Origin of the sequence: Prosthecodimorpha hirschii, assembly GCF_001305515.1 — a bacterium.
Classification (GTDB): domain Bacteria; phylum Pseudomonadota; class Alphaproteobacteria; order Rhizobiales; family Ancalomicrobiaceae; genus Prosthecodimorpha; species Prosthecodimorpha hirschii.
This window is the reverse complement of the sequence record NZ_LJYW01000001.1, coordinates 4649499-4661355: the sequence shown is the minus strand read 5'-3', so window position 1 is coordinate 4661355 and position 11857 is coordinate 4649499. Positions and strand designations below refer to the sequence as shown.

The window sequence follows — 11857 nt, the reverse complement described above, 5'->3', positions numbered from 1 at the left end:
GAGCCGCCCCCGTATATCGACCGGAAAGCCGAGACGGCAAACCGGTCCCGAGGCGGGATCGAAGCCGGAATTCGATGGAATTGGGGTCGCCATGAGCAACTTCATGGACATGGAAATCTTCGCCCGGGTCGTGACGGCGGGCAGCATGTCGGCCGCCGGCCGCGAGATGGGCCTTTCCCCCGCGGTGGTCTCGAAACGCCTGCGCCGGCTGGAAGACCGGCTCGGGACGCGGCTGCTGCAGCGCACCACGCGCCAGATTTCGCTGACCGAGGCCGGACACGGCTTCTATGAACGCGTCATCGCCATCCTGGCCTCGATCGAGGAGGCGGAAGCCTTCGTGTCGCGTCGCTCGGCGCTGGCCCGCGGGACCCTCAAGGTGTCGGCGCCGACGTCCTTCGGCCGGCTGCACATCGCTCCGCATCTCGGTCCGTTCCTGGTCCAGAATCCGGACCTCGCCATCCATCTCGACCTGTCGGACGATTTCGTCGACATCGTCGGCGGCGGCTTCGACCTGGCCATCCGGATCGCCGAACTGTCGGATTCGAGCCTCGTCGCGCGCCGCCTGGCGCCGATCCACCGCGTGCTTTGTGCCGCACCGTCCTATCTGGAACGCCACGGCACGCCGCGCACCATCGCCGATCTCGCCGAGCATGCCTGCCTGACCGCCGCGCCGCAGGACCATTGGCGGCTCGAGGGTCCCGAGGGCATCGTGATGGTCAAGCCGGTCGGGCCGATCCAGACCAATTCCAGCGAGGTGGTGCGGGAATCGGTGCTGGCCGGGCTCGGCATCGCGCTGCGCTCGACCTGGGACGTGGGTCCCGACCTGTCGGCCGGCCGGCTGCGGCTGGTCATGCCGCACTACCGCGCCTCGCGCCATGTCGGCGTTCATGCGGTCTATCCGAGCCGGCGCTTCCTGCCGGCCAAGGTGCGCGTGTTCATCGACTTCCTGGCCCAGCTCTACGGACCCTCGCCCTACTGGGATCAGGGCCTCGCGCTGCTGCTGCCGAACGGAGCCGGCGGCGAGGCTGCCGCCACGGAACGACCGGGTGGCTCGGAGGAACCGATTCGCCTTGTCGGTCAGCCAGTTGCAAGCTTGGTGGCGAACTGACTTTGCGGCAGGCGGGTTGCCGGTCACATTTTCGGAACCATCGGGGCAAACCCGCTGCTTCCAAATGTCGCTGGACAGGAATTGGACTAAATTCCTTGTTCCGATCGCTCGTCGTCTCGGATAGGACGCTGAATGTCGGGAGAGAACGCGATCGCGGCGGCATCCGGCCTTCGGGCTCGGACTCCGCGGAGGCGATCCGAATGAATGGTCCGGCGATCGCACTCCGGGCGGGGAGCGATCAGGCCGGGTGTCCGAGAACCCAACGCCTCATGGGAGTCGAACTTATGACGAAATTCCTGGCCATCGCCGCCGCTGCCTTCCTGACTGCCGTCTCCGTTGCCAAGGCCGACGACGGCGATGCCGCGAACGGCGAGAAGGTCTTCAACAAGTGCAAGGCCTGCCACGCGATCGGCGAAGGCGCGACCAACAAGGTCGGCCCGCAGCTGAACGGCGTCGTCGGCCGCAAGATGGGCGCCGTCGAAGGCTACGCCTATTCTCCGGCGCTGAAGAAGGCCAACGAGGAAGGCACCATCCTGACCGAAGAGCATATCTCCAAGTGGGTCTCCAATCCGAAGGCCTACCTGCCGGGCAACAAGATGTCCTTCGTCGGCCTCCAGAAGGAAGAGGAAGTCAAGGACGTGATCGCCTATCTGAAGCAGTTCGACGCTTCCGGCAAGAAGAAGTGAATTTTCGCCTTTGGCGAAATTCGAGCCGGGTCCCGCGGGGCCCGGCTTTTTCATGTCGGATGCGACCGGAGACGAACCGAAATCCGATCAGGACCCGGTGTGATCGTCGTCCGAATGAGCGGCGCGGATGCGGCGGACGACCAGGGCGACCGCCAGCAGGACCACCGGCACGGCGAGGCCCGTCGCCAGGCCAGGGTCGACCGGCAGGCGGCCGGCTTCCTTCATCGCCTTGAAGACGTAGCCGATCAGCCCGACCACATAGTAGCTGACCGCCGCCACCGAGAGCCCTTCGACGGTTTGCTGCAGGCGCAGCTGCTGGCGGGCGCGGCGGTTCATGGATTCGAGCAGATCGCGGTTCTGCTGCTCCAACTCGATATCGACCCGCGTGCGCAGCAACTGTGCCGCCCGGTTCAGCTTTTCCGACAAGTCCTCCTGCCGCTGCAGGGTCGCCCGGACGGTGCGCATGGCCGGCCCGGTGCGCCGGGCGAGGAAGCTCGACCAGGTGCCATAGCCGGGCACATGGTGCTCGTGAATGGCGCCGAGCCGGTCCTTGACGATGTCGTCATAGGCGCGGCTGGCGCCGAACCGGTAGGAGCTCTCCGCCGCCCCGGCCTCCAGATCGGCGGTCAGCCGGGTGATGTCGGAGAGGAGCAGGCGGTTGGCCTCGAGTCCGTCGGTCGATCGGATGCGGTGGCCGATATCGGCCAGTTCGCGCTCGATGCGGCGGATGTCCGGGCCGATCCGCTGCGCCTCGGGCAGGCCGAGCAGCGCGATGGTGCGGTAGGTCTCGATTTCCAGCAGCCGCTGCGCCAGCCCGCCGGCCTGCTGGTCGTTCAGGCCCCGATCGATCGCCAGGATGCGGGTGCGCCCGTCGCCGTCCTGGCGGAAATCGGTGACCGCCACGGCCGAGCCGCCGAAGCAGTCGGAGACGCACAGGCTGGCGGGGTCGAACAGATGGGCGACCGATTCGACATCGCCACCGAGCCGCAACAGGTCGAGCCGGACCGCGACCAGGAGCGGCCCCGGCGGCACGAAGCCCGAGCCGAACGGATGGGCGATCGGCCGCTCGGCGAAGGGCGCCGCCCCCTCGGGCAGCGGGCCGTCCCAGCTGTAGGTCGTGAATTCCGCATGCCGCTCCCATTTCAGCGTGCCGGTGCCGAAGGGGATGACATGGTGGCGGGCATCCGGCCCCGGGCCGGGCTGGCCCTGCGCACGGCACAATTCATTGAAAGCGATTCGGTCCGGTTTGGAGGCGCCTCGAACGACTTCGAAGGCGTAATGCAAGAAAACCCGCGGCGCGCTGACCAGCCGGAACGGGCGCGCATGGATCTCGCCGAGGATCTCGGCCCGCAGCGGATGCGGCTCGAAGGACCGGGCTTCCGGGGACCAGGCGTCCGCGATCCGGACATCCGGATCCCTGTTCGGCAGCGATGCGGCTTCGGTCTCCATCGGCGCCATTCCCTGAATTGGAGCGGTGAGATCGTCCCTGTTTACCCGCCCGGCGGCGCGCGCGCCATGGCGGCGCCGGTTCCCATCGCCGCAGGCGCCCCTTGCCGAAGACGACTATCGCCGCAGGCGACAGTGGACAAGAAAATTGACCAGCGGCGCCGTCGGGTCTAATCTGGCCGGATCGGTCCGATCGCGTCCGGCGCCCGGCCGGATCCCGCGACGGTCGCGACGCCGTTCGAGAAGCGATGGTGTTCCTGTAGCGATGGTGTTCGAGAAGATCACCCACAACCGCACCGCCGACGCGGTCGCCGAGCAGATCGAGCTCCTGATCCTGCAGGGCATCCTGCGGCCGGGCGACCGGCTGCCGGGCGAGCGGGAACTGTCGGCCCAGGTCGACGTGTCGCGGCCGATCCTGCGCGAGGCCCTGAAGACGCTGGAAGACCGCCACCTGCTGGTCTCCCGCCACGGCGAGGGCACCTATGTGGCCGACGTGATCGGTGCGGTCTTCTCCGAACCCGTGGTCGACCTGATCCGCCGCTACCCCGAGGCCGTCGCCGACTATCTGGAGTTCCGCCGCGCGATCGAAGGCTGGTCGGCCTCGCTCGCCGCCACCCGCGCGACCGCGGCCGACCGCGAGATCCTGACCCGGGTGATCGAGGACATGCAGGCCGCGCACGCCGCCGGCATCGCCGAGGACGAGGCGGCGCTCGACCTGGAATTCCACACCGCGGTCGGCGAGGCGGCGCACAACATCGTGCTCCTGCACACGCTGCGCTCCTGCTACCGGCTGCTCGCCGACGGCGTCTTCTACCACCGCTCCCGCCTCTATGGGCGCGATGCCGCGCGCACCCAACTGATGACCCAGCATCTCGCCATCCATGCGGCGATTCTGGCCGGCGACCCGGAGCGCGCCCGCCGCGCCGCCGAAGACCATATCGACTATGTCGAGGCGACCACGCGCGAGGTCGAGCGGATCGATACCCGCGCGCACAGCGCGGCCCTGCGCCTGGAACTGCTCGACAGCCGCCGCCTGCGTGCCAACCGCCCGGCCGCAAGGCCCGCCTGAAACCCCTTTCGTCCCGTCCCCGAAGCCGACCAGGAACCCGAAGCCCATGTCCACCGCCCCCGCACGCCGGCCGCGCGTCGCCCTCTTCGTCACCTGTCTGGTCGACCTGTTCCGGCCCTCGGTCGGCTTCGCCGCCGTGAAGCTCCTGGAGGATGCCGGCTGCGACGTTGACGTGCCGGCGGCGCAGACCTGCTGCGGTCAGCCGGCCTTCAATTCCGGCGACCGGGCCGATGCGCGCGCGCTCGCCGAGGGCGTCATCAAGGCCTTCGAGGGCTACGACTACGTGGTCGCGCCGTCCGGCTCCTGCGGCGGCATGATCAAGATGCACTATGCCGAGCTCTTCGCCGACGTGCCGGCCTGGAAGGCGCGCGCCGAGGCACTCTCGGCCAAGACCTTCGAACTGGTCTCGTTCCTCGCCGACGTGCTCGGCGTCGAGACCACCGGCGCCCGCTTCGAGGGCACCGTGACCTATCACGACAGCTGTTCGGGCCTGCGCGAACTCGGCATCCGCGAGCAGCCGCGCCGCCTGCTCGCCCATGTCGACGGCCTGACCGTCAAGGAGATGCAGGATTCCGATGTCTGCTGCGGCTTCGGCGGCACCTTCTGCGTCAAGTATCCGGACATCTCCAACCACATCGTCGAGAAGAAGGTCGCCACCATCGCGGCGACCGGCGCCGGCACGCTGGTCGCCGGCGACCTCGGCTGCCTGATGAACATGGCCGGCAAGCTGAAGCGCGCCGGCAGCCCGGTCGAGGCCCGCCACGTCGCCGAGATTCTCGCCGGCGCCAAGGGCCCGGCCATCGGCGAGGGGCGCTGAACCTTGAGCCGTCCCTCGCCGACCCTTCGCCCCGCTCCCTTCCGCCCCTGGAGACCTGAACGGCCGCCATGCAGCTGACCTCGCCCGCCTTCAAGGACAATGCCGCCCACGCGCTCCACGACCCGAACCTGCAGAAGGCGCTCGGGCATGTCGAGAAGGGCTTCATCGACAAGCGCAAGGCTGCGGCCGACCGCCTGCCGGAGTTCGAGGCCCTGCGCGACCGGGCCCGCGACATCAAGAACCACACCCTGGCGCATATCGACCTCTATCTGGAGGCCTACGAGCGCAAGGTGATCGCCTCCGGCGGCCATGTGCACTGGGCCGAGACGGCCGAGGAGGCGCGCGCGATCGTGCTCGACATCTGCCGGCGCCTCGACGCCCGCACGGTGACCAAGGGCAAGACGATGATCGCCGAGGAGATCGGCCTCAACGACTACCTGGAGGAGCACGGCGTCCGGCCGGTCGAGACCGATCTCGGCGAATACATCATCCAGATCCGCAACGAGGGGCCGAGCCACATCATCGCCCCGGCGGTTCACGTCACCAAGGAACAGGTCGAAGCCGATTTCCGCCGGGTCCATACCCATCTGGCGACCGACCGCGACCTGACCGAACCGACCACCCTGCTCGGCGAGGCTCGCGCGGTGCTCAGGCGCGAGTTCCTGACCGCCGATGTCGGCATCACGGGCGCGAACTTCCTGGTCGCGGAGACCGGCACCTCGATCATCGTCACCAACGAGGGCAACGGCGACCTGACCCAGACGCTGCCCAAGGCCCATATCGTGCTGGCCTCGATCGAGAAGATCACGCCGACGCTCGACGACGTGGCGCAGATCCTGCGCGTGCTCGCGCGTTCGGCGACCGGGCAGGACATGTCCTGCTACACGACCTTCTCGACCGGCCCGCGCCGGCCGGAAGACCCGGACGGGCCGGGCGAATACCACGTCGTGATCCTCGACAACGGCCGCTCGGCGATGCTCGGCACCGAGTTCCAGGACATGCTGCGCTGCATCCGCTGCGGCGCCTGCATGAACCACTGCCCGGTCTATCATTCGGTCGGCGGCCACGCCTATGGCTGGGTCTATCCCGGCCCGATGGGCTCGGTGCTGACGCCTTCGCTGGTCGGCGTCGACAAGGCCGGCCACCTGCCCAACGCTTCGACCTTCTGCGGCCGTTGCGAGAGCGTCTGCCCGATGCGCATCCCGCTGCCCAAGATGATGCGGCACTGGCGCGAGCGCGAGTTCGAACGGCACCTGAACCCGGCCGCGGCGCGCTGGGGGCTCGGCCTGTGGGCCTTCTTCGCCCGCCGGCCGAAGCTCTACCGGCTCGCCACCGGCGTTGCCGCCAACCTGCTCGGCTGGCTCGGCCGCCGCGCCGGCGGCCGCTTCGCAACGATGCCGATGGCCGGCGGCTGGACGAAATACCGCGACCTGCCGGCGCCGGAGGGCCGCACCTTCCACGACTTGTGGGCCGAACGCCTGGCGCGCCAGGCCGCGAAGGCCGCCAAGTCCCCCGCTCCCGCTTCTGCCGCCAAGGGTCACTGATGAGCCGCGACGCCATTCTCTCCCGGATCCGCCGCTCGCTCGGCGTTGCCGCGACCGACATCGACCGTCGCGCCACGGTCTCCGACCGGCTGATGCGTCCGCCACGCGGCCTGATCCCCAAGCGCGGACAATTGCCGCCGGCCGAACGGACGCGCCTCTTCGCCATGATGGCCGAGCGGGTCAACTGCACGGTGGCGCGCGTCGCCGACGCGGAGGCGATCCCGGAAGCGGTCGCCGACTATCTGCGCGGCCGCAATCTGCCGGCGGCCCTACGCCGCGGCGCCGACCCGCGCCTCGCCGCCCTGCCCTGGGACGGACAACCGCAGCTCGCCGTCTCGGTCGGCCCGTCGGACGGGCAGGACATGGTCGGGCTCAGCCATGCCTTCGCGGGCGTGGCGGAGACCGGCACGCTGGTGCTGGTGTCCGGCGAGGACAACCCGACGACGCTCAATTTCCTGCCCGAATACCACATCGTGGTGGTCCGGGCGGAGGAGATCGAGGGCGATACCGAGACGGTCTGGGACCGGCTGCGCCGGGTCTACGGCAAGGGCGTGATGCCGCGCACGGTCAACATGGTCACCGGGCCGTCGCGCTCCGGCGACATCGAGCAGACCATCCTGCTCGGCGCCCATGGCCCGCGCAGCCTGCACATCCTCGTGGTCGGCGGACAGGACTGAAGGTCCCCGGGCGGCCGGGCCGCCCCGGAAGCCGCCGCTGCGGCCGGACTGCGCCCGGACTGCGCCGGAAGCCGTGACTGCGGCCGGACTGCGCCGGAAGCCGGGGTTGCGGCCGGACTGCGCCGGCCGGGCCCCGACTCAAGGGGCGAGGCAGATGGTCACGCCGTGACCGGCATCGGTCGCGGCGGCGCCGCAGGGCCGGCCGGTCGGCGCCAGACCGTCATGGCCGGCCGGCCAGGTCGCCGTGGGCAAGGTCGCAGCGGGCAAGGTCGAAGCGGGCCAGGTTGCCGCGGGCCAGGCCGGCACGACGGCGCCGCCGACCGGATGGGCGCCGTCCGCAGCGGCCGGGCCGCCGCCCGCCCCGGTTCCGGTGGCAGAACCGGCCGCGGCGCCGCTGCCGAACCAGGCGATCGGCATCGGCTCTCCCGTGCGCAGGAAATGCGCGGCGACGCCGAGCGCACCGGCGCCGAACAGGATCTCGAAGGCCAGGCTGGTCGCCGCCAGGGCGGAGCCGACATCGCGGACCCGCCCGAGCGTGCGCAGGACCATGCCGCCCGAGATGGCGACGGCACACCAGGCCGCGCCGTAGGTGAACGTCTCGGTGATTGCCATCGCCACCCCCTCGTCTCCGCCGCCGCTTTCGGGCGTGCGGTATGGTTAACGATGGCACAATCGCGCCGGTTGCGGAGGCGGGGCGGCAGCCCGTCGGCCTGCAATGCGTTTGCCACCCCGAAGAATGCGCCGCGTGAACCGGAAAAGTCTCGGTCGGGCCACAGTCGCGCGTTAACATTTGCGCGTGCGAGCAGGTCCGTTCCGGCCGGATTCACCGGTGCGAAAGGGAAATGCTCGAAAGTCAAAGGCTTGAGCGGCACCCGTGGCCTTACCGTGGCGGCGGGCGCCGGTTTCGTGGTCGGTCGGCGTCCAGGGGCGCGGCCGGAACAGGGCTGGCGGCATGGCGAATTGGTTCGAGCGTTGGTTCGGACGCAGGCGGGAGCGGGAACCGGAGCCGAGGCCCGTGCCGGGTCCGCACGGGCCGGTCGACCCGTCGACGGCCATGAGCGGGGGCAACTTTCCGGCCCCGGCGGGACCGGCGCAGCCTGCGGCCGCGGCAACCTCCGGCAACGCGGCCGCCATGGCGGCTGCCGCGGCCGGCGGCGTGCTGATCGGCGCCGACATTCTCGCCCGCCACGGCGGTCACGCGGCGCCGGCACCGGCCCACGATGCGCCCGCGGACGCGCCCGGCGACCAGGAGGGACAGCCCGGCGATGCCGGCGCCGATCCCCATGCCGCACCGGGCGCCGGCCAGGGCGCGCAGGATCACGGCGCGGGCGATCACGGCGCCGGCGATCACGCCATGGACGGCCATGCCGGTGCGGGCGATTCCAGCCCAGGCAATGACGGCCAGGGCGATCACGGCCTGGGCGATGCGGGCGGATATCATGCCCCGCATGGCGATGCCGGGGGCCAGCACGAGGCCGGGCCGGCCACTCATGGCCCGGAGCCGGCCGGAGACGCCGGGCCGGGCGGCGACAGCGACGGAGGCGAGCACCATGGCACGGACACCCACGGATCGTCGGCGCCGGACTTCGCCGGCTTCCACGGCGGAGACGCAGGCGGCGGCCCCATCGATTCCGGCGCCGGATCGCCCGGCGGCTGGTGAGGACGGGGACGACGGCCACCTGCAGAACCGGGTCGACCCGCTCGGCGCGCTGTTCCGCAGCGCCGCCCGCGGCCTGTTCATGGGCAATCGCGGCGGCCGCATCCACGATCCCGGGACCCGCGAACTGGTGCCGGCGCGGCGCTGGGTCTCGAAAGCCTGGATCTGCTGCGAGATCGCCTTTCGCGAGCGCCGCCGCACGGTCTGGGGCGAGAGCTATACCGAACTCTTCTTCCTCGACGAGGTGACGGCGCTCGCCGCCGGCCACCGCCCGTGCTTCGAATGCCGGCGGCAGGCGGCGCAGGATTTCGCTGCCGCCTTCGCGCATGGCAACGGCCTCGCCGCGCCGCCCGCCGCCGGCCACATGGACGCCATCCTGCATCAGGAACGCGTCGGCACCGAGCCGGGCGACCGCCGCGAGAAGCGGCTCTACGTCGCCTTCATCGACACGCTGCCGGACGGGGCGGCGATCGCCTCGGACGGCCCCGACCGTCAGATCTTCGCGGTGCGCGGCCCCTATATGCTGCCCTGGTCGCCGCATGGCTGGGGTCCGCCGCTGCCGCGGCAGAAAAGTCGCCTCGTCACGCTGGTCACGCCGCCCTCGACCGTGATGGCCCTGAAGGCCGGCTACCGGCCGGTCTGGCATCCGAGCGCGGCGACCGAGGCCTTCGACCGCCACCATCCCGGCAGCGCCGCGGCCTGAGCGGGTCGATGGGATCGGACCTGCGCCGGAGCGATTCCGCCGGCGCTTCGGGGGCCGACCGGGGCCGTCTCGGGCCGGACGGGGCCGGATGGGGCTCGGCGCGCACGAGATTCGCGGCCGGGGAATGCCCAATCCCGCGTTTCGGCGTTTCCGTCCGGGCCGAGTGGCGCTAGAAGGGCCTCGACCCCATTCCCCTTGCCGACCCGGATCGCCTTTTCATGACATCGAACCAGACCACCGGTGCCCGCCTGCTCGTCCAGGCGCTCGAAGCCAATGCCGTCGAGCGCGTCTTCTGCGTGCCGGGCGAAAGCTACCTGGCGGTCCTCGATGCCCTGCACGACAGTCCGATCGACACCGTGGTCTGCCGGCACGAATCCGGCGCCGCCTTCATGGCGGACGCGACCGGGCGGCTGACCGGGCGGCCCGGCATCGCCTTCGTCACGCGCGGCCCCGGCGCCACCAACGCCTCGGCGGGCCTGCATGTGGCGCGGCAGGATTCGATCCCGCTGATCCTGTTCGTCGGCCAGATCGAGCGCAGCTTCCGGCACCGCGAGGCCTTCCAGGAACTCGACTACGGCGCCGTGTTCGGCTCGATCGCCAAATGGGTCGCCGAGATCGACAGCCCCGACCGCGTCCCCGAGATGGTCAGCCGCGCCTTCCACCAGGCGACCTCCGGCCGGCCCGGCCCGGTCGTGCTGGTGCTGCCCGAGGACATGCTGGTCGAGACCGCCGCCGCGGTGGCGGCCGAGCCGTGGGTCCAGGTCGAGACCCATCCGGGCCTCAATCTGATGTGGGACCTGCAGAAGCGGCTCTGGGCGGCCGAGCGGCCGCTCGCCATCCTGGGCGGTTCGCGCTGGAGCGAGAAGGCGGTGCGCCAGTTCGCCCGCTTCGCCGAGCGCTTCGACCTGCCGGTCGCCTGCTCGTTCCGCCGCCAGATGCTGTTCGATCATCTCGACCCGCATTATGCCGGCGATGTCGGCATCGGCCTCAACCCGAAGCTCAAGGCGCGCATCGACGAGAGCGACCTGCTGCTGATCGTCGGCGGGCGCATGTCGGAGATGCCGAGCCAGGGCTACACGCTGCTCGGCATCCCGGAGACCGGCAAGACCCTGGTCCATGTCCATGCCGACGCCGACGAACTCGGCCGCGTCTACCGGCCGACGCTCGCCATCAACGCCAGTCCGGCCGCCTTCGCCGGGGCGGCCGAGAGCCTGCAGCCGCCGCATGGCGAGATCGCCTGGTCGGGCTGGACGCGCGCCGCCCATGCCGACTACCGGGCGTGGTCGGAAACCCTGCCGGCCATTCCGGGCCCGGTCCAGACCGGCGCCGCGATCGCGCATCTGCGCGCGGTGCTCCCGGACGACGCGATCTTCTGCAACGGCGCCGGCAATTTCGCCACCTGGGTGCACCGCTTCTGGCGCTTCCGCCGCTACGCCACCCAGGCCGCGCCGACCTCCGGCTCGATGGGCTACGGCCTGCCGGCGGCCGTCGGCGCCAAGCTGCAGTTCCCCGACCGCCCGGTGATCTGCTTCGCCGGCGACGGCGACTTCCAGATGTCGATGCAGGAATTCGGCACCGCCGTGCAGTATGGCGCCAACATCGTCGTGGTGCTGGTCGACAACGGCATCTACGGCACCATCCGCATGCATCAGGAGCGCGAGTATCCGCGCCGGGTCCATGGCACCGATCTGGTCAATCCGGATTTCGCCGCGCTGGCCCGCTCCTACGGCGCGCTCGGCTTCACCATCGAGACGACCGACCAGATCGCCCCGGCGCTCGATGCCGCACTCGCCGCCGACCGCCCGGCGCTCCTGCACCTGAAGGTCGACCCGGAAGGCATCACGCCGACCACCACCATCGAGAAGCTGCGCGGCAGCCGCTGACGACCCGCATCGCGAGGCCGTGACGTCCACGGCGTGACGACTGCCGCCGCGACATTGCGGTCTCTGCAAAGACTGTCATGATGCCTCCCGGTCCGCAGCCCGGGGGGCTCTTCGATGATCGGCCGATCGTCCCGCTGCCGTCTTTCCGCCGCCGTTTTGGCCCCCGCCGTCCTGGCCGCCGCGCTGGCGCTGACCGGTCCGGCCCTGTCGGCGACGGAACCGGAGCCGGCGCCAACGCCCGCCGCTGCCGGAAGTCCGGCACCAGCG

Annotated in this window: 11 protein-coding genes; 9 read left to right on the top strand and 2 right to left on the bottom strand. The window is 70.6% G+C overall.

Annotated features, from left to right (window positions below):
- Positions 1 to 91: 91 nt before the first annotated feature.
- On the top strand, positions 92 to 1108 hold the full coding sequence (locus tag ABB55_RS20495; RefSeq protein ID WP_083463796.1) for a LysR family transcriptional regulator: 1017 nt from the start codon (positions 92 to 94) through the stop codon (positions 1106 to 1108).
- Positions 1109 to 1392: 284 nt separating this feature from the next.
- Entirely contained in the window at positions 1393 to 1794 is a 402-nt protein-coding gene (locus ABB55_RS20490; protein ID WP_054360466.1) for a c-type cytochrome, read from the top strand.
- Positions 1795 to 1881: 87 nt separating this feature from the next.
- Here the strand turns inward: ABB55_RS20490 and ABB55_RS20485 are convergent, their stop codons facing one another.
- Complete coding sequence (locus ABB55_RS20485; protein ID WP_083464161.1) at positions 1882 to 3243, bottom strand: DUF3422 family protein; 1362 nt, start codon at positions 3241 to 3243, stop codon at positions 1882 to 1884.
- A 262-nt stretch (positions 3244 to 3505) separates the two neighbouring features.
- Between ABB55_RS20485 and ABB55_RS20480 the strand changes: the two genes are divergently transcribed.
- The 4 genes from ABB55_RS20480 (at position 3506) to ABB55_RS20465 (ending at position 7347) form a co-directional block, all read left to right on the top strand.
- The gene (locus ABB55_RS20480) at positions 3506 to 4309 is read left to right on the top strand and encodes an FCD domain-containing protein (protein WP_054360465.1); all 804 of its coding nucleotides are present in this window, start codon (positions 3506 to 3508) and stop codon (positions 4307 to 4309) included.
- Positions 4310 to 4355: 46 nt separating this feature from the next.
- Entirely contained in the window at positions 4356 to 5126 is a 771-nt protein-coding gene (locus ABB55_RS20475; protein WP_054360464.1) for a (Fe-S)-binding protein, read from the top strand.
- A 68-nt stretch (positions 5127 to 5194) separates the two neighbouring features.
- Positions 5195 to 6670 carry a LutB/LldF family L-lactate oxidation iron-sulfur protein gene (locus tag ABB55_RS20470; RefSeq protein ID WP_054360463.1) on the top strand — a complete coding sequence of 492 codons (1476 nt, stop codon included), beginning with the start codon at positions 5195 to 5197 and terminating at the stop codon, positions 6668 to 6670.
- A complete protein-coding gene (locus tag ABB55_RS20465) occupies positions 6670 to 7347 on the top strand; it encodes a LutC/YkgG family protein (protein ID WP_054360462.1) in 678 nt (225 codons plus the stop codon). The genes ABB55_RS20470 and ABB55_RS20465 overlap by 1 nt, the downstream gene beginning before the upstream one ends.
- A 138-nt stretch (positions 7348 to 7485) precedes the next feature.
- Here the strand turns inward: ABB55_RS20465 and ABB55_RS20460 are convergent, their stop codons facing one another.
- Complete coding sequence (locus ABB55_RS20460; RefSeq protein WP_152982121.1) at positions 7486 to 7965, bottom strand: hypothetical protein; 480 nt, start codon at positions 7963 to 7965, stop codon at positions 7486 to 7488.
- A 397-nt stretch (positions 7966 to 8362) separates the two neighbouring features.
- On the opposite strand from ABB55_RS20460, the gene ABB55_RS20455 reads away from it, so the two are divergent.
- The 3 genes from ABB55_RS20455 (at position 8363) to ABB55_RS20445 (ending at position 11590) form a co-directional block, all read left to right on the top strand.
- Positions 8363 to 9007 (top strand): hypothetical protein, encoded by a 645-nt coding sequence (locus ABB55_RS20455; RefSeq protein ID WP_152982120.1) that lies wholly within the window; start codon positions 8363 to 8365, stop codon positions 9005 to 9007.
- Positions 8898 to 9707: a hypothetical protein gene (locus tag ABB55_RS20450; protein WP_244472085.1), complete on the top strand. Its 810-nt coding sequence runs from the start codon at positions 8898 to 8900 to the stop codon at positions 9705 to 9707. The genes ABB55_RS20455 and ABB55_RS20450 overlap by 110 nt, the downstream gene beginning before the upstream one ends.
- 218 nt (positions 9708 to 9925) lie before the next feature.
- Positions 9926 to 11590, top strand: a complete 1665-nt coding sequence (locus ABB55_RS20445) for a thiamine pyrophosphate-binding protein (protein WP_054360459.1) — start codon at positions 9926 to 9928, stop codon at positions 11588 to 11590.
- Positions 11591 to 11857: the final 267 nt, after the last annotated feature.

Coding starts and splice junctions, on each gene's coding strand:
- ABB55_RS20485 (WP_083464161.1), bottom strand. CDS start 3,243: ATGGAGACCGAAGCCGCATCGCTGCCGAACAGGGATCCGGATGTCCGG.
- ABB55_RS20480 (WP_054360465.1), top strand. CDS start 3,506: ATGGTGTTCGAGAAGATCACCCACAACCGCACCGCCGACGCGGTCGCC.
- ABB55_RS20495 (WP_083463796.1), top strand. CDS start 92: ATGAGCAACTTCATGGACATGGAAATCTTCGCCCGGGTCGTGACGGCG.
- ABB55_RS20470 (WP_054360463.1), top strand. CDS start 5,195: ATGCAGCTGACCTCGCCCGCCTTCAAGGACAATGCCGCCCACGCGCTC.
- ABB55_RS20490 (WP_054360466.1), top strand. CDS start 1,393: ATGACGAAATTCCTGGCCATCGCCGCCGCTGCCTTCCTGACTGCCGTC.
- ABB55_RS20475 (WP_054360464.1), top strand. CDS start 4,356: ATGTCCACCGCCCCCGCACGCCGGCCGCGCGTCGCCCTCTTCGTCACC.
- ABB55_RS20450 (WP_244472085.1), top strand. CDS start 8,898: ATGGCACGGACACCCACGGATCGTCGGCGCCGGACTTCGCCGGCTTCC.
- ABB55_RS20465 (WP_054360462.1), top strand. CDS start 6,670: ATGAGCCGCGACGCCATTCTCTCCCGGATCCGCCGCTCGCTCGGCGTT.
- ABB55_RS20445 (WP_054360459.1), top strand. CDS start 9,926: ATGACATCGAACCAGACCACCGGTGCCCGCCTGCTCGTCCAGGCGCTC.